At 57.4% G+C, this 16,874-nt stretch carries 18 protein-coding genes; 4 read left to right on the forward strand and 14 right to left on the reverse strand.

All coding sequences use genetic code 11. The features are described from left to right. Positions 1 to 26: 26 nt before the first annotated feature. From RTU33_RS16095 to cysG, 11 genes are all read right to left on the reverse strand, one after another. A complete protein-coding gene (locus tag RTU33_RS16095) occupies positions 27 to 653 on the reverse strand; it encodes a protein-L-isoaspartate(D-aspartate) O-methyltransferase (protein WP_312628694.1) in 627 nt (208 codons plus the stop codon). Further along, positions 647 to 1,408: a 5'/3'-nucleotidase SurE gene (surE, locus tag RTU33_RS16100; RefSeq protein ID WP_312628695.1), complete on the reverse strand. Its 762-nt coding sequence runs from the start codon at positions 1,406 to 1,408 to the stop codon at positions 647 to 649. The genes RTU33_RS16095 and surE overlap by 7 nt, the downstream gene beginning before the upstream one ends. After that, on the reverse strand, positions 1,389 to 2,438 hold the full coding sequence (gene truD, locus RTU33_RS16105) for a tRNA pseudouridine(13) synthase TruD (protein WP_312628696.1): 1,050 nt from the start codon (positions 2,436 to 2,438) through the stop codon (positions 1,389 to 1,391). Before truD ends, surE begins: the two co-directional genes overlap by 20 nt. Next, positions 2,435 to 2,914 carry a 2-C-methyl-D-erythritol 2,4-cyclodiphosphate synthase gene (gene ispF / locus RTU33_RS16110; RefSeq protein ID WP_312628697.1) on the reverse strand — a complete coding sequence of 160 codons (480 nt, stop codon included), beginning with the start codon at positions 2,912 to 2,914 and terminating at the stop codon, positions 2,435 to 2,437. Before ispF ends, truD begins: the two co-directional genes overlap by 4 nt. Beyond that, the gene (gene ispD, locus RTU33_RS16115; RefSeq protein WP_312628698.1) at positions 2,914 to 3,624 is read right to left on the reverse strand and encodes a 2-C-methyl-D-erythritol 4-phosphate cytidylyltransferase; all 711 of its coding nucleotides are present in this window, start codon (positions 3,622 to 3,624) and stop codon (positions 2,914 to 2,916) included. The genes ispF and ispD overlap by 1 nt, the downstream gene beginning before the upstream one ends. A gap of 20 nt (positions 3,625 to 3,644) precedes the next feature. Further along, positions 3,645 to 3,962, reverse strand: coding sequence for a cell division protein FtsB (gene ftsB / locus RTU33_RS16120; protein ID WP_312628700.1), 318 nt, complete (start codon positions 3,960 to 3,962; stop codon positions 3,645 to 3,647). 150 nt (positions 3,963 to 4,112) lie between these two features. Then, entirely contained in the window at positions 4,113 to 4,439 is a 327-nt protein-coding gene (locus RTU33_RS16125) for a DUF3561 family protein (protein WP_312628702.1), read from the reverse strand. 42 nt (positions 4,440 to 4,481) lie between these two features. Next, positions 4,482 to 5,087, reverse strand: a complete 606-nt coding sequence (gene cysC, locus RTU33_RS16130; protein WP_312628704.1) for an adenylyl-sulfate kinase — start codon at positions 5,085 to 5,087, stop codon at positions 4,482 to 4,484. Next, positions 5,087 to 6,517, reverse strand: a complete 1,431-nt coding sequence (gene cysN / locus RTU33_RS16135; protein ID WP_312628705.1) for a sulfate adenylyltransferase subunit CysN — start codon at positions 6,515 to 6,517, stop codon at positions 5,087 to 5,089. Before cysN ends, cysC begins: the two co-directional genes overlap by 1 nt. Before the next feature lie 9 nt (positions 6,518 to 6,526). Continuing rightward, on the reverse strand, positions 6,527 to 7,435 hold the full coding sequence (gene cysD / locus RTU33_RS16140) for a sulfate adenylyltransferase subunit CysD (RefSeq protein ID WP_312628706.1): 909 nt from the start codon (positions 7,433 to 7,435) through the stop codon (positions 6,527 to 6,529). Between the two features lie 9 nt (positions 7,436 to 7,444). Continuing rightward, positions 7,445 to 8,860: a siroheme synthase CysG gene (gene cysG, locus RTU33_RS16145; protein ID WP_312628707.1), complete on the reverse strand. Its 1,416-nt coding sequence runs from the start codon at positions 8,858 to 8,860 to the stop codon at positions 7,445 to 7,447. A 237-nt stretch (positions 8,861 to 9,097) separates the two neighbouring features. Between cysG and RTU33_RS16150 the strand changes: the two genes are divergently transcribed. Further along, positions 9,098 to 10,141, forward strand: coding sequence for an aminopeptidase (locus tag RTU33_RS16150; protein ID WP_312628708.1), 1,044 nt, complete (start codon positions 9,098 to 9,100; stop codon positions 10,139 to 10,141). Between the two features lie 98 nt (positions 10,142 to 10,239). On the opposite strand, the gene cysH is transcribed toward RTU33_RS16150, so the two are convergent. From cysH to cysJ, 3 genes are all read right to left on the reverse strand, one after another. Next, positions 10,240 to 10,974 (reverse strand): phosphoadenosine phosphosulfate reductase, encoded by a 735-nt coding sequence (gene cysH, locus RTU33_RS16155; protein WP_312628709.1) that lies wholly within the window; start codon positions 10,972 to 10,974, stop codon positions 10,240 to 10,242. Positions 10,975 to 11,071: 97 nt separating this feature from the next. Then, on the reverse strand, positions 11,072 to 12,784 hold the full coding sequence (gene cysI / locus RTU33_RS16160) for an assimilatory sulfite reductase (NADPH) hemoprotein subunit (RefSeq protein WP_312628710.1): 1,713 nt from the start codon (positions 12,782 to 12,784) through the stop codon (positions 11,072 to 11,074). Further along, on the reverse strand, positions 12,784 to 14,589 hold the full coding sequence (gene cysJ, locus RTU33_RS16165; RefSeq protein WP_312628711.1) for an NADPH-dependent assimilatory sulfite reductase flavoprotein subunit: 1,806 nt from the start codon (positions 14,587 to 14,589) through the stop codon (positions 12,784 to 12,786). The genes cysI and cysJ overlap by 1 nt, the downstream gene beginning before the upstream one ends. A 305-nt stretch (positions 14,590 to 14,894) precedes the next feature. Here cysJ and queD point away from each other — a divergent pair, with 305 nt between their 5' ends. From queD to RTU33_RS16180, 3 genes are all read left to right on the forward strand, one after another. Continuing rightward, complete coding sequence (queD, locus tag RTU33_RS16170) at positions 14,895 to 15,257, forward strand: 6-carboxytetrahydropterin synthase QueD (RefSeq protein ID WP_312628713.1); 363 nt, start codon at positions 14,895 to 14,897, stop codon at positions 15,255 to 15,257. An 81-nt stretch (positions 15,258 to 15,338) separates the two neighbouring features. After that, positions 15,339 to 16,607, forward strand: coding sequence for an FAD-dependent oxidoreductase (locus RTU33_RS16175; protein WP_312628714.1), 1,269 nt, complete (start codon positions 15,339 to 15,341; stop codon positions 16,605 to 16,607). Next, positions 16,598 to 16,870, forward strand: a complete 273-nt coding sequence (locus RTU33_RS16180) for a ferredoxin family protein (RefSeq protein WP_312628715.1) — start codon at positions 16,598 to 16,600, stop codon at positions 16,868 to 16,870. The genes RTU33_RS16175 and RTU33_RS16180 overlap by 10 nt, the downstream gene beginning before the upstream one ends. Positions 16,871 to 16,874: the final 4 nt, after the last annotated feature.

Here is a 16,874-nt window from a genome sequence, read left to right on the forward strand (position 1 = left end):
CTAAAAGAAACAGGAAAACTCCTGTATTACGCCAGCTCGCCTTTGACCAGTGGCACAAAGCGAACCGCTTCCACGGTATCGATAATAAATTCGTCTCCCCGGCGACGGACGCGCTTCAGGAACTGCTGCTCTTCGCCGACGGGTAAGACCAGAATGCCGCCTTCATCCAGCTGCGACATCAGCGCCGCCGGAATTTCTTGCGGTGCGGCCGTGACAATAATGGCATCAAATGGCGCTCTTGCGTGCCATCCTTGCCAGCCATCGCCATGGCGAGTTGAAACATTGTGTAAATCAAGCTGCTTCAGGCGCCGCCGCGCATGCCATTGCAGGCTTTTAATGCGCTCGACCGAACAGACGTGATGAACCAGCTGCGCCAGAATTGCCGTCTGATAACCCGAGCCCGTGCCAATTTCCAGCACGCGCGACTCCGGCGTCAGCTCCAGCAATTCGGTCATTCTCGCCACCATATACGGCTGCGAGATGGTTTGCCCCTGACCAATCGGCAGCGCGACGTTCTCCCACGCTTTGTGTTCAAAGGCTTCATCAATAAACTTTTCGCGCGGCACCCGGGCGATCGCATCGAGCACCTGCTCATTGGCGATCCCCTGATTTCGCAGCTGATTAAGAAGACTTTGTACGCGTTGACTCACCATTCCTCGCCTACTCCCACACGATCCAGCCAGCCGGAGACAACCTCCTGGGCGCTGTGAGCGGTTAAATCAACGTGCAGCGGCGTCACGGAAACATAGCCTTCATCTACGGCGGCAAAATCCGTGTCCGGTCCGGCATCGCACTTCTCGCCCGGCGGACCAATCCAGTAAAGGGTATTGCCGCGCGGATCCTGCTGCGGAATCACTTTGTCCGCCGGATGTCGGCTGCCGCAGCGCGTGACGCGGATCCCTTTGATTTCTGAAAGAGGAAGATCCGGCACGTTGATGTTGAGAATGCGCCCGGTGCGCAGGGGTTCACGAGCCAGCGCCCTCAGGATAGAACAGGTCACGGCGGCAGCGGTGTCATAGTGTTTGTAGCCGTTCAGCGAAACCGCAAGCGCCGGGAAGCCAAGATGGCGGCCTTCCATTGCTGCGGCGACCGTACCGGAATAAATCACGTCATCGCCAAGGTTCGGCCCGGCGTTAATGCCGGAGACAACCACATCCGGACGCGGGCGCATCAACGTGTTGACGCCGAGAAACACGCAGTCCGTTGGCGTGCCCATCTGCACGGCGATGTCACCATTGTCGAACGTAAAAGTACGAAGAGAAGATTCCAGGGTCAGCGAATTAGACGCCCCACTGCGGTTACGATCGGGTGCAACAACCTGAACCTCGGCAAACTCGCGCAAGGCTTTCGCCAGGGTCTGGATCCCCGGCGCGTGGATCCCGTCATCGTTACTCAGCAATATTCGCATAATCACCTGTTGTGTTGATAAGTTCCCTTACCACACTGGTAGCAAAGCTGCCTGCCGGCAGCCAGAAACGCACCTCAACGGTGACGTCATCCCACCAGTTCCAGCTCAGCTGTTGCGGGTAGAGCAGCATAGCGCGTCGCGCCGCTTCTACTTTTTCACGCAGCAATAAAGTCTGCAACAGCGTTTCGTCCGCGAGCGTTTGTTGCTCAAAATCCAGCGCTGCCCGCAGGGTGCCCCACTCGCCGCTGCCCGGCAGCGAGGCGGTAATCATCAGGTCACGGTTATCAACGCGGGACTGAAGTTCAGATTGCTCTTCATCCGTTGCCACAAACCAGCTGCCGCGTCCCGCTAATTGTAGCGCATCGCCGTCAACAACTTGATTAAAGTCCGGTTTTTTTAAACGCACGCTGACCAGCTGATTAAACAACGCACTGCGGGCCGCCGACAACCAGAAACTGCGTTTATTACGATCGCGCACCGGCGCATCGCTCTGTGCCCAGCGCAGTGCGCCCTGCAAATTGCTGCCGCCGATGCCGAAACGCTGAGCGCCAAAATAGTTCGGAACGCCTTTGTCGGCAATCGCCTGTAGACGTGTCTCGACGTCCGCACGGTCGCTGACTTCACGCAGCACGAGGGTAAAAGCGTTTCCCTTGAGCGCACCAAGGCGCAGCTTGCGCTTGTGGCGGGCGTACTCCAGGACTTTACAGCCCTCAAGCTCAAATTTGCTTAAATCAGGCATCTCTTTGCCCGGCAGACGTATGCAGATCCACTGTTCAGTGACGGCATGTTTGTCCTTCTGCCCGGCAAAGCTCACTTCACGGGCGTGAACTTTGAGGAATTTCGCCAGCGCGTCGGCGACAAAGCGGGTGTTACAGCCGTTTTTCAGAATGCGCACCAGCAGGTGTTCGCCTTCGCCATCCGGTGAAAAGCCTAAGTCTTCAACCACCAGAAAGTCTTCCGGGTTGGCCTTCAGCAGCCCATGACCCAGCGGTTTACCGTGGAGATAAGTGAGGTCGTCGAACGCAATCATGAGCGAGCCTTGTGCAACAGGGCCACCGCTTCGCAGGCGATGCCTTCGCTGCGTCCGGTAAAACCGAGTTTTTCAGTCGTCGTGGCTTTGACGTTCACGTCATCCATATGGCAGCCTAAATCTTCGGCGATAAACACGCGCATCTGTGGGATGTGCGGCAACATTTTTGGGGCCTGAGCGATGATGGTGACGTCGACGTTACCAAGCGTATAGCCTTTGGCCTGAATGCGACGCCAGGCCTCACGCAGCAGCTCACGGCTGTCGGCGCCTTTGAAAGCCGGGTCGGTGTCGGGGAACAGTTTGCCGATATCGCCCAATGCCGCCGCGCCGAGAAGGGCGTCGGTTAGCGCATGCAGCGCGACGTCGCCATCAGAGTGAGCCAGCAGGCCTTTTTCATAAGGTACGCGTACGCCGCCAATGATAATCGGGCCTTCGCCACCAAAAGCGTGTACGTCAAAACCGTGTCCAATTCGCATTATGCCTGCTCCTGAAGTCCACTACGGGTAAGGTAAAATTCTGCCAGCCGCAAATCTTCCGGGCGGGTCACTTTAATATTATCAGCGCGTCCGGCGACAAGCTCAGGATGGAAGCCACAATATTCCAGCGCCGAGGCTTCATCCGTGATCGTCGCGCCTTCATTAAGCGCCCGGGTCAGGCAGTCAAAAAGAAGTTCGCGAGGGAAAAACTGCGGCGTCAGCGCGTGCCAGAGATCGGTGCGATCGACGGTATGGGCAATCGCCTCTTTACCGGGTTCGGCACGTTTCATGGTATCGCGAACCGGGGCCGCAAGAATGCCGCCGACGCGGCTGGTTTCGCTCAGGGCGAGTAAATTCGCCAGATCGTCCTGATGCAGGCATGGACGCGCTGCATCGTGTACCAGCACCCATTCGGCATCGCCTGCTGCACGCAGGCCCGCCAGGACGGAATCGGCACGCTCGATGCCGCCTTCAACGACGGTAATTTGCGGGTGGCTGGCGAGAGAAAGCTGCTGAAAGCGGGCGTCGCCGTCGCTGATGGCGATGATGACGCGTTCAACCCGCGGATGGGCCAGCAAGGCGGCTACCGCGTGTTCGAGAATCGTTTTGTTACCGATTGAGAGATATTGCTTCGGGCATTCCGTTTGCATACGGCGGCCAAAACCGGCTGCCGGCACCACGGCGCAAACGCCCGGAAAAGTGGCTGCCATGCGGTTATCCTGGCTTGAATTTATTGATTATTCCGCCCAGAGCTCTGACTCTGATTGCGTTTGGACGCATCCGGCACCAGACGATAAAACGTTTCGCCCGGACGAGTCATGCTGAGCTCGTTGCGAGCGCGTTCTTCGATAGCTTCCTGGCCGCCGTTGAGGTCGTCAATTTCGGCAAAAAGCTGATCGTTGCGCGCTTTAAGTTTGGCGTTGGTTGCCTGCTGAGCCGCCACGTCGTCGTTGACGCGGCTGTAGTCGTGCAGACCGTTCTTGCCGAACCACAGTGAGTACTGCAGCCAGACCAGAAGTGCCAGCAACAGCAGCGTTAATTTACCCATCCTGCCCCCAAAAAAACGGCATCATCATCCCAAAACTTGCCGGAGTGCTCTACCCAGGCCTGCGGACGATGCCGCGTATCGCGGGAAATGTACCACATTTTGTCTCGGGAGTCGTAGGTCCAATCAAATCGAATGCACTTCCGGGCGCGCTTAACCCAGTAACCACAGGAACAGCAGGCCAAAGAGAGCCGCGACCGTTATCAGCGTCACCACAATACTGTAGAGGAGTTTGCCGTTCATCAGCGAGTGCAAAGCGATGCCGATCACCACAGAAACGGGCAGCAGCGCCAGAAAGAAGGGCCAGGTGTAGAGGAAGAAGAACAGCGTGTTGCTGCCATAAAACAAAAAGGGAATACCGAGCGCCAATAGCCATGCGACAAAACCCACGACCGCGCCGGACAAAGACCAGGTGGTCTCTTCGGTGTCCATTGTCATGGGTTCTGTATGAGTGATGGTAATGTTCTGGGCATTGCGCATATCAAATCCTGTTTCCTGACTGGCCGGAAAACCGGCCCGGTCTCAGGATCTGATAATATCGCCCTGTCTCAGCAGGTCTAATAATTGGTTAACCAAATTTGTTACCAATTGTTCGCCATTGAGGTGAATATCTGCCTTTTCCGGGGCTTCATAAACCGAGTCAATGCCGGTGAAATTACGCAGTTCACCGGCGCGGGCTTTCTTATACAGGCCTTTCGGATCGCGGGTTTCACATACGGCCAGCGGCGTGTCGACGAACACTTCGATAAAACGCCCTTCTCCTACACGATCCCGTACCATCTGCCTTTCCGCACGGTGCGGAGAGATAAAGGCGGTCAACACGACCAGTCCCGCCTCCACCATCAGCTTTGCAACTTCCCCAACGCGGCGAATGTTCTCTTTGCGATCGTCATCGCTGAAGCCCAAATCGCTGCACAGTCCGTGACGCACGTTATCGCCATCCAGCAGATAAGTGCTGACGCCAAGCTCATGCAGCGCCTCTTCCAGCGCCCCGGCGACCGTGGATTTTCCCGAGCCCGAAAGCCCGGTAAACCACAGCACAACTCCGCGATGCCCGTGGTGCTGTTCGCGCTGAGACGGCGTTACGGGATGGGCGTGCCAGACGACGTTTTCGTCATGCTGCGCCATCACTGGCCTCCCAGCAGATCGCGTGCGCCCCAGTGCGGGAAGTGCTTACGCACCAGCGCGTTCAGCTCCAGCTCAAAGGCGCTGAATTCACTGCTGCCTGCCGCTGTGCTCTGCTGCTGCGGCTCACGTACCATCCCGGCACCGACCGTCACGTTGCTCAGGCGATCGATAAAGATAAGCCCGCCGGTCACCGGGTTTTGCTGATACTTATCCAGCACCAGCGGTTCATCGAAGGTCAAATCCACCAGGCCAATGCCGTTCAGCGGCAGGCTGGTCACTTCGCGCTGGGTCAGGTTATTGATATCCACCTGATACTGAATGCCGTCTACGCGCGCGCGGGTTTTCTTCCCGGCAATTTTAATTTCATAACTCTGACCCGGCTGCAGTGGCTGTTCAGCCATCCACACTACGTCCACGCTGGCGCTTTGCACGGCAGGCAGCGTTTCGCTGACGTCCACCAGCAGATCACCGCGACTGATGTCGATTTCATCCTTCAGCACCAGGGTGATCGCTTCCCCGGCGGCTGCCTGTTGCAGATCGCCGTCAAAAGTGACGATACGCGCCACGGCGGATTCCACGCCCGACGGCAGCACTTTCACACGCTGGCCGACGGTGACCGTACCGGACGCAAGCGTCCCGGAGAAGCCGCGAAAGTCGAGATTCGGACGGTTGACGTACTGCACCGGGAAGCGCAGCGGCTGGCTTTCCACCACGCGCTGAATCTGCACGGTTTCCAGTACTTCAAGCAGCGTCGGGCCGCTGTACCACGGCATTTTTTCGCTCTGGCTGGCGACGTTATCCCCTTCCAGTGCCGACAGCGGTACGAAACGAATGTCCAGCTCGCCTGGCAGCTGCTCTGCAAAGGTCAGATAAGCTTCGCGGATCTCATTGAACGTCTCTTCGCTATAACCAACGAGATCCATTTTGTTCACCGCCACCACCAGATGCTTAATGCCCAGCAATGTGGAAATGAAGCTGTGACGACGAGTTTGATCGAGCACGCCTTTACGCGCGTCCATCAGCAGGATAGCGAGATCGCAGGTGGACGCACCGGTCGCCATATTGCGGGTGTACTGTTCGTGGCCCGGGGTGTCCGCGATGATGAACTTGCGCTTTTCGGTAGAAAAGTAGCGATACGCCACGTCAATGGTGATGCCCTGCTCGCGTTCAGCCTGGAGGCCATCTACCAGCAGCGCCAGGTCGAGCTTTTCGCCCTGAGTACCGTGACGCTTGCTGTCATTGTGCAGCGAAGAGAGCTGATCTTCATAAATCTGGCGGGTATCGTGCAGCAGGCGACCAATCAGCGTACTTTTGCCGTCATCCACGCTGCCGCAGGTCAGGAAACGCAGCAGGCTTTTGTGCTGCTGGGCGTGCAGATACGCTTCCACGCCGCCTTCATCGGCAATCTGTTGTGCAATCGTTGTGTTCATGGCGGCTCCTTAGAAATAACCCTGGCGTTTCTTCAGCTCCATGGAGCCTGCCTGGTCGCGGTCAATCACGCGACCCTGTCGTTCACTGGTGGTCGACACCAGCATCTCTTCAATAATTTCCGGTAAGGTCTGCGCTTCGGACTCCACCGCACCGGTGAGCGGCCAGCAGCCCAGCGTACGGAAACGCACCATACGCTGCTTGATCACCTCGCCCGGCTGTAAATCGATGCGATCGTCGTCGATCATCATCAGCATCCCGTCGCGCTCCAGCACCGGGCGCGGTGCGGCCAGATACAGTGGAACAATTTCAATATTTTCCAGATAGATATACTGCCAGATATCCAGCTCGGTCCAGTTAGAGAGCGGGAAGACGCGAATGCTTTCGCCTTTGTTAATCTGACCGTTGTAGTTGTGCCACAGCTCAGGACGCTGATTTTTCGGATCCCAGCGGTGGAAGCGATCGCGGAAGGAGTAAATACGCTCTTTGGCGCGGGACTTCTCTTCGTCGCGGCGTGCCCCGCCGAACGCGGCATCAAAGCCATATTTGTTCAGCGCCTGCTTCAGACCTTCGGTCTTCATGATGTCGGTGTGCTTGGCGCTGCCGTGGACAAACGGGTTAATGCCCATCGCCACGCCTTCCGGGTTTTTATGCACCAGCAGCTCACAGCCATAGGCTTTGGCGGTACGGTCGCGGAACTCGTACATCTCACGGAATTTCCAGCCCGTATCCACGTGCAGCAGCGGGAACGGCAGGGTTCCCGGATAGAACGCCTTACGCGCCAGGTGCAGCATCACGCTGGAGTCTTTGCCGATGGAGTACATCATCACCGGGTTGGAGAATTCTGCTGCCACCTCGCGGATGATATGGATGCTTTCCGCCTCCAGCTGCCGCAGGTGAGTGAGTCGTTTTTGGTCCATAACCGTTCCTTAAGCCAGATTCACCACAGAAGAGTTGAATCCCTCCTGCTGTAGGTTGTGTTGAAACCAGGCAAGTTGATGATGCAGCTGCACCACTTCACCCACCACCAGCAGCGCTGGCATTGGGGCATCTTTCGCGAGGCTTTCGAGTTGTTGTAAGGTGCCGACGGTCACCTGCTGATCGGCCCGGGTACCGCGGCTGATCACCGCCACCGGCGTCAGGCTGTCTCGCCCGTGCTGAATAAGCTGCTGGCTGATTTCAGCCGCCTTCATGGTGCCCATATAGATAGCCAGCGTCTGGCGGCTCTGTGCCAGCTGTGCCCAGTCAAACGGGGTGCTGTCGGCTTTGTAATGTCCGGTAACAAAGGTCACGCTCTGGGCGAAATCGCGATGGGTCAGCGGGATCCCGGCATAAGCCGTGGCCCCTGCTGCTGCCGTGACGCCCGGCACGACCTGAAAAGGAATGCCGGCTTCGGCGGCAGCCTGTAACTCTTCGCCGCCGCGGCCAAAAATAAACGGATCGCCGCCCTTCAGGCGCACCACGTTTTTTCCTGCCTGCGCCGCTTCCACCAGCATCCGGTTGGTCTCATGCTGCGGGACGCTGTGGGTGCCTGCACGTTTGCCGACGCAGATCATCTCCGCATCACGCCGCACCAGCTCCCGCACGCCTTCGCTGACCAGATGGTCGTAAAACACGACGTCAGCCTGCTGAATCACCTGCAAGCCGCGCAGCGTCAGCAGACCTGCATCGCCCGGGCCCGCGCCAACCAATACGATTTCACCAATTTTGCGTTCAGGCTGATTCAGCTCATCCTCCAGCGCCTGCTGAGCCGCCGCTTCATTCCCGGCCACCATCAGGCTGGCAAACCGCCCCGTGAACACGCGCTCCCAGAAGCGGCGACGTTCCGCAACCGTCTGCAAACGCGTCTGAATATGGTGTCGCCAGAAGCTCGCCTTCTGCGCCATTCGCCCAAGGCTTGTTGGCAACAGCGCTTCAATTTTTTCGCGCAGCAGGCGCGCCAGCACGGGCGCGGTGCCGCCGGAAGAGATCGCCACCAGTAAAGGCGATCTGTCGACAATCGACGGGAAGATAAAGGAGCACAGCGGCTGATTATCGACAACGTTCACCAGCCGCTGGCGGGCGTTAGCCGCCTCATAGACGCGCTGGTTCAGCTCACGATCGTCGGTGGCGGCAATCACCAGAAACACCGGATCAATCTGCGTTTCATCGAATTCTTCAGCAAGCCAGACAATGGCCTGCTCGTTAACCTGTTCGCTGAGTTCTGCACAGAGCTGTCGCGCCACCAGACGCACCTCTGCCCCGGCCCGCCGCAGCAGGAGGATTTTTCGGGCCGCCACGTCACCGCCGCCGATCACCAGAACAGGGCGGCCTTTCAAAGTGGCAAAGAGAGGTAAATAGTCCACAGCGCTACAACTCAGTTACATTCAGCATAGGGGGACTATAGGGGGAGGCTCTGAGCAAATGAAATTACGAAATGGAATGAGTAGTTCCGCAAAGGAATAACACCCCGGAAATGCAAATGCCAAAAAGTGCTTAACGCGGCTTATTTCATCCGTTTAAGAAGAAATGAAATTGTGTTAAATCGGTCACAGTTTCATACTAGAACGGTTTATTATTTTGCCCTGACGTAAGGACACACTATGTTTTCCGCCTTGTGCCGCCGCCTCTTTCCTCTGGCGTTAGGCGCATGTTTAACGGCTCCCGTTTTTGCCGCATCGCTTCCCGTTGGTAACATTGCCAACCAGCAGGCCCGCTATATCGCGACCTATTTTCCCGGCCGTATGACCGGTAGCCCGGCAGAGATGCTCTCAGCGGATTACGTGCGTCAGCAGTTCGCGCAGATGGGTTACGAAAGCGATATCCGCACCTTTACCAGCCGCTTTATTTATACCAGCAAAGATAAACGTCAGAACTGGCACAAAATCACCGGCAGTACGGTGATCGCCGCCCACGAAGGAAAAGCCAGTCAGCAAATTATCGTGATGGCGCATCTCGACACCTACGCGCCGCACAGCGATGCCGACACGGAAAACAACCTTGGCGGCCTGACGCTGCAGGGCATTGACGATAATGCGATGGGCGTTGGCGTAATGCTGGAGCTGGCAGAGCGCCTGAAGGACATTCCCACCCAATACGGCATTCGCTTTGTCGCCACCAGCGGGGAAGAAGAAGGCAAGCTGGGTGCCGACAATCTGCTGTCGCGCATGAGCGCCGGGGAAAGGAAAAACACCCTGCTGGTTATTAATCTCGATAATCTGGTGGTAGGCGATAAGCTCTATTTTAACAGCGGGAAATCCACGCCGGCCTCCGTGCGTAAACTGACGCGTGACCGGGCGATAAGCATCGCTCGCAGCCACGGTATTCAGGCTGCCATGAACCCAGGCCTCAACGCCAGCTTCCCGAAAGGCACCGGATGCTGCAATGACGCGGCCGTTTTCGATCAGGCAGGCATTCCGGTCCTCTCCGTTGAAGCGACCAACTGGTTACTTGGCAAAAAAGACGGTTTCCAGCAGCGCGCTAAAAGCCACGCTTTCCCTGATGGCACCAGCTGGCATAACGTCCGCCTCGACAACCAACAATACATCGATAAAGCTCTGCCGGGTCGCATCGAGCACCGCGGGCGCGACGTGGTGAAAATCATGCTGCCTTTGGTGAAAGAGCTGGCAAAGGCGAAGAAAGGCTAAATCTCTTCCGGCTTCACTGATTGCCCGGTGGCGGCTTACGCCTTACCGGGCCTACGGGTTTTGTAGGCCGGGCGAACAGAGTGCCGCCCGGCAAAACATCACCCTTCGTGCAACCCGCATTCACGTTTAAGCCCAAAGAAGCGTGTTTCTTCTTCTGCCATGCCCGGCTCCCATTTACGGGTGGTGTGGGTATCGCCGACGGAAAGATAGCCCTGATCCCACAGCGGGTGGTATTTCAGGCCGTGCTTTTGCAGATACTGGTAAACCGTTCGGTTATCCCAGTCGATGATTGGCAAGATTTTAAAGACGCCTCGCTGAATCGCGAGCACAGGTAAATTCGCGCGGCTGCCGGACTGTTCACGACGCAGGCCCGCAAACCAGGTCTGCGCATTCAACTCTTTTAACGCCCGGTTCATCGGCTCGACTTTGTTGATCTCATTGTATTGCTCAATGCCCTCAACGCCCTGCTCCCACAGCTTGCCGTAGCGTGCTTCCTGCCACGCCGGACTTTGCTCAGCGCGATAAATCTTCAGGTTGAGCTTCAGCTTGTCGGTCAGTTCGTCAATAAACTGATACGTCTCCGGAAAGAGATAGCCAGTGTCGGTGAGAATAACCGGGATGTCCGGACGCAGCTGGTTCACCAGATGCAGACTCACTGCCGCCTGAATGCCGAAGCTTGAGGAAAGCACATACTCGCCCGGCAGATTTTCCAGCGCCCAGGCGACACGCTCTTCAGCGCTCAGCTTTTCCAGCTGACCGTTGGTTTCCGCCAACGCGAGCACGCGTTCGACTTTGGGTAATGCATTAAGGGCGTTCAGATCGAGTACGGACATAGAGACCTCGTTTGCCTGTTTTGTCGGGCGGCACTGCGTTTGCCCGACCTACAAAAACGTAGGCCCGGTAAGCGTAGCGCCACCGGGCGTTAAAACGTTATTCCCAGAAATCCCGGGCCGGATCGAGCACCGGACGGACAATCCCCGCGCGCACGGTAAAGTCGCCGAAGCCTTCGTTGGCGTCGCGCTCCTTCGCCCAGCGGCCTACCAGCTCGTCCACGGAGTCGAGAATTTCTGATTCAGTAATGTTCTCGCGGTACATGCGTGGAATACGCGTACCCATTCGGTTGCCACCAACGTGCAGGTTATAGCGCCCAGGCGCTTTGCCCACCAGCCCCAGCTCCGCCAGCAGCGCACGGCCGCAGCCGTTTGGGCAGCCCGTCACGCGCAGAACGATATGCTCCTCACCCACGCCATGGCGCGCCATCACCGCTTCCACTTTGTCGACGAATGACGGCAGGAAGCGCTCGGCTTCCGCCATCGCCAGCGGACAGGTCGGGAAGGAGACGCAGGCCATGGAGTTTTCGCGCTGCGGCTTCACGGCGTTCATCAGGCCGTGATCCTGGGCGAGCTTTTCAATCTTCGCCTTCTGGCTCTCCGGCACGCCCGCAACGATCAGGTTCTGGTTGGCAGTCAGGCGGAAATCGCCTTTGTGGATCTTCGCGATCTCCAGCAGGCCCGTTTTCAGCGGTCGATCCGGATAATCCAGAATACGACCGTTTTCAATAAACAGCGTCAGATGCCATTTATTGTCGATGCCTTTCACCCAGCCGATGCGATCGCCGCGGCCGGTAAATTCATACGGGCGAATTGGCGCGAACGTCATGCCCGCACGCCGTTCAACCTCAGCTTTAAACACGTCCACGCCGACGCGCTCCAGCGTGTATTTGGTTTTGGCGTTTTTACGGTCGGTACGGTTGCCCCAGTCGCGCTGAGTGGTAACGACCGCTTCGGCCACGGCCAGCGTATGCTCCAGCGGCAGGAAACCAAACTCGCTCGCGGTGCGGGCGTAGGTTTTCTTGTTGCCGTGTTCAATAGACAGCCCGCCGCCCACCAGCAGGTTGAAGCCAATCAGCTTGCCTTTCTCTGCGACCGCCACGAAGTTCATATCGTTGGCGTGCAGATCCACGTCGTTTTGCGGCGGGATCACTACCGTCGTTTTGAACTTACGCGGCAGATAGGTTTCGCCCAGGATCGGTTCTTCGTCCGTAGTGGCAACCTTTTCCTGATCGTGCCAGATCTCCGCGTACGCTCGCGTACGTGGCAGCAGATGCTCAGAGAGTTTTTTCGCCCACTCGTAGGCTTCGGCGTGCAGTTCAGACTCAATCGGGTTCGATGTACAAAGCACATTACGGTTCACGTCATTCGCCGTTGCCAGCGCATCCAGCCCCACTTCATGCAGCATCTGGTGTGCCGGTTTCACGTTCTTTTTCAGGATGCCGTGAAACTGGAACGTCTGGCGGTTGGTCAGACGGATGCTGCCGTAAAGGGTGTTGTTTTCAGCAAACTTGTCGATCGACTGCCACTGCTTGGTGGTGATGATCCCGCCCGGCAGGCGACAGCGCAGCATCATCGCATGACGCGGCTCCAGCTTCTGTTCGGCACGTTCGGCGCGGATATCGCGATCGTCCTGCTGATACATGCCGTGGAAGCGGATCAGCAGGAAGTTATCGCCGTTGAAGCCGCCCGTCAGGCCATCATGCAGATCCTCAGCAATGGTGCCGCGCAGGTAATTGCTCTCTTTTTTCAGACGCTCGGCGTCCGACAGTTTGCCTTCGACCACTAAAGGGCCCGGGTGTTTTTCGCTCATTAGTAGACATCTCGCTGATAGCGGCGCTCTACGCGCAGCTCACTTAAATAGTCGTCTGCCGCTTCAGCGTCCATCGCGCCGAATTCAGCAATCACTTCCAGCAAAGCCTGCTCAACGTCCTTCGCCATGCGATTGGCGTCGCCACAGACATAAATATGGGCACCGTCATTGATCCAGCGCCACAGCTCCGCGCCCTGCTGGCGCAGTTTGTCCTGTACGTAGACTTTTTCTTTTTGATCTCTGGACCAGGCCAGATCGATTTTTGTCAGGACGCCTTCTTTTACATAGCGCTGCCACTCCACCTGATAGAGGAAATCGTCGGTGAAGTGCGGGTTACCGAAGAACAGCCAGTTTTTCCCTTCCGCGCCGTCGGCTGCACGCTGCTGCATAAAGGAACGGAACGGCGCGATGCCGGTGCCAGGACCAATCATGATGATCGGCGTTTCCGGGTTAGCGGGCAGACGGAAGTTGTCGTTATGCTCGATGAAGACGCGCACTTCGCCATCTTCTTCCAGGCGATCGGCGAGGAAGCTGGAGGCACCGCCCGCGCGGGCACGGCCTTCGATGTCGTAACGCACCACGCCAACGGTCACGTGCACTTCGGTTTCCACTTCTGCCTGAGAAGAGGCAATGGAATAGAGGCGCGGCGTCAGCGGACGCAGCAGGCCAATCAACGCTTCGGCATCCAGCTGCGCCGGGGAGAAACGCACCATATCAACAATCGGCGTGGTTGCGGCGTAGTGCTGAAGCTGCGCTTTGTTGCCCACCAGAGGCAGCAGTGATTCACTTCGGGTTAGCGTGGCGTAGTTCTCCACGATGTTGGCGGTGTTCACGGTCAGTTCGAAATGCCACTGTAGCGCTTCGCTCAGCGGCTGCGCCTGGCCATTCACGGTGACCGTTTCATCACCTTTCAGCCACAGCAGTTCAACCAGCTCTTTCACCAGCGCCGGATCGTTCTGATACCACACGCCAAGTGCGTCGCCCGGCTGATAACGCAGCCCGGAGTCCGCCAGATCGATTTCGATGTGGCGCACATCTTTTTCTGAATCGCGACCGGTGATTTTCTGGTTTACCGCGAGCGTCGCGGTCAGCGGGGCTTCTTTGGTGTACGGGCTGGAATGCACCTCGTTCACCGCCCCGGCCGCGTTCAGTGCGGCTTGCGCAGGAGTTTCTTTCGGCGCACGCGCTTTCAGCACGTCGACGATACGCGCCCGCCACTCGGTCGCCGCAGGCTGGAACTCCACGTCGGTATCAACGCGATCCAGCAGGCGTTCTGCGCCAAGCTCGGCCAGCTTGCTGTCAAAATCTTTGCCTGACTGGCAGAAGAATTCGTAGGAGGTGTCACCGAGGCCAAACACGGCAAACGCCGTGCCGTTCAGCTTCGGCGCTTTTTTCGAGAACAGGAATTTGTGCAGCGCCACGGCCTCTTCCGGCGGTTCGCCTTCCCCCTGGGTGGAGGTCACCACCACCAGCAGTTTTTCCTGGGCAATTTGTTTGAATTTATAGTCACCCGCGTTCACCAGCTTGACGTTCAGCTGCGCCGCCAGCAGATCGTCGCGCAGCTGTTCCGCTACGCGCCGCGCGTTGCCGGTTTGCGAGGCGGAAATCAGGGTGATGGCCGGTGCTTCAGTAGTAACAGGCGTTGCGGCAACCACGCTGCCCGGCTGCTGGTTGAGCATGCCCCAAAAATAGCCAGAAACCCAGGCAAGCTGGGTCGGTGAAAGATCGGTGGTGGCCGCCTGCAGGCGTGCCAGCTGCTCCGGGTTCAGCGGAAGCAAAGCGGAAGGTGGGGCCTGTGTCGTCATGCGTCGTTATGTTCCAGTAGCAAAGCTGTTTTTAGCGTAAAAACAGAAGTAAGGGTAAGGATAAAGACCTGGATAATAACAATTAAAGAAGGGATGGAAATAATAAATAACCAAATGGACTAACCTGTTTTAGTCATCGTTCTTATCGGCAAAACAGGTTAATTAACACATTGAAATATAGTAATTTTCACTTAAAAAAGACCGTATAGTTACCGTCAGTCTTTTAACGCCGGTTTTAGTTAATGCGAAAAAAGGCGCGTTGCGGTAAGATTCGCCGGTTTTTTCCGCATTTTTGAGAGTTCACGATGTCCACCACCCTGTTTAAAGATTTTATGTTCGAAGCGGCACACCATTTGCCACACGTACCCGCCGGTCACAAGTGCGGTCGCCTGCACGGCCACTCCTTTATGGTACGTCTGGAAATTACGGGTGAGGTGGATCCGCACACGGGCTGGATCATGGATTTCGCCGAGCTGAAAGCCGCCTTCAAACCGACTTATGACAGGCTCGATCACTACTATCTGAACGAGATCCCCGGGCTTGAAAACCCAACCAGCGAAGTGCTGGCGAAATGGATTTGGGACCAGATGAAACCGCTTGTTCCACTTCTGAGCGCAGTCACCATCAAAGAAACCTGCACCGCCGGCTGCGTCTACCGCGGCGAGTGATTTCTGCCTTTGCGGCAGCGGTCAAATTCCCTTTAATTCCGCTATGTTAGGGTTATGCGTTCTCAGGAAAAGGAGCGCAGAGTGGCGGACGATTTTGATCTTATTATTATTGGCGCAGGGATAGCAGGCTCAACCTGCGCCCTGCTCAGCGCCCGCGCCGGGCTGTCGGTTCTGCTTATCGAACGCGGCGAACAGCCCGGCAGCAAAAACCTCTCCGGCGGCAGGCTTTATGGCTACGCCCTCGCCGACATTCTCCCTGATTTCCAGAAGACCGCGCCGCTCGAGCGCCACATCACCCGTGAACATTTCTCCCTGTTGACTGCAGATGGCGGAACCACGCTTTGCGCACAGCATCCGGCGAGTGACTCATGGAGCGTATTGCGCGCCCGCTTCGACCCGTGGCTTGCAGCCCAGGCGGAAGCGGAAGGTGCCCAGCTTCTTTGTAATGTGACGGTTGAAAGGCTGCTGCGGGAGCATGGCCGCATCGCGGGCATTATCTGTGAAGGCGAAACGCTGCGGGCAAAAGTCGTTGTGCTGGCGGAAGGCGCAAACAGCCTGCTTGCCGAACAGGCGAATCTCGCTCCTCGCCCTTCTCCTGAGACCATGGCGCTCGGTATCAAAGAAACGCTCGCCCTCGACGACACGCGGATTCAGGAGCGATTTCATATCGAAAACAACGAAGGTGCTGCGTGGCTGTTCAGCGGGCAGATTTGCGGCAGTAAGCCTGCGGGTGCGTTTCTGTATACCAACCAGCAGTCACTGTCGCTCGGCATTGTTGCCCCACTGGCCTCGCTGCGCCACGGGCCCGGTTCAGCCTCTTCGCTGCTGGCAAAACTCAAGCATCACCCGACTCTACGCCCGCTGATTCGCGATGCCGAAACGCTGGAATATAGTGCACATCTGGTGCCTGAAGGCGGCATGAACAGCGTACCGTTGCAGCGTGCAGGGGAAGGCTGGCTGCTGGTCGGCGATACGCTGCGCACCTGCATCAACACCGGCGTCACGGTCAGGGGAATGGACACCGCCATCCTTAGCGCGCAGGCCGCAGCCCGAACGCTGGCGGCGCATTTTCAGCGGCCGGATAAGCCGCTGCAAACCTTGTATGACAGCGAGCTGCAACGCAGCGCACTCTGGCAGCAGCTTCAGCGCTATCGTAATGTCCCTGATTTGTTACAGAGCGAAAGCTGGTATCGCCACTGGCCGGAATTCAGCCAGGCCGTCATGCGGGATCTGACTCGCGTCGATGCCCGCGCCAACCCGCCACTGTGGCAAATTTTGTTCCGCCACGCGCGTCGCTTCGGATTCACCCGATTAAGTCGCGATCTTCTGAGGAGCCTGCGATGTCTGTAAACGAAAGCCTTACGCGCAACTGCTATCATCCCGCCGGTGAGGCACACATTGCGCTTCAGCCATCCCTCAGCGAAGAGCAGATTGCCCTGCTGGAAAAGATTTGTCCGGCCGGGTTGTTTCAGCGCGACGCGGCTGGCAAGGTAGACGTGCACTTTCAGGGTTGCCTGGAGTGCGGCTGCTGTCGGCTGGTGGCCGATGACGCTGCCCTTACTGAGTGGCGCTACCCCCCGTCTGGCTGTGGGTTGACCCTGCGTTTTGGCTAAAACA

The sequence above is a fragment of the Scandinavium sp. genome (assembly GCF_032012665.1).
Taxonomy (GTDB): domain Bacteria; phylum Pseudomonadota; class Gammaproteobacteria; order Enterobacterales; family Enterobacteriaceae; genus Scandinavium.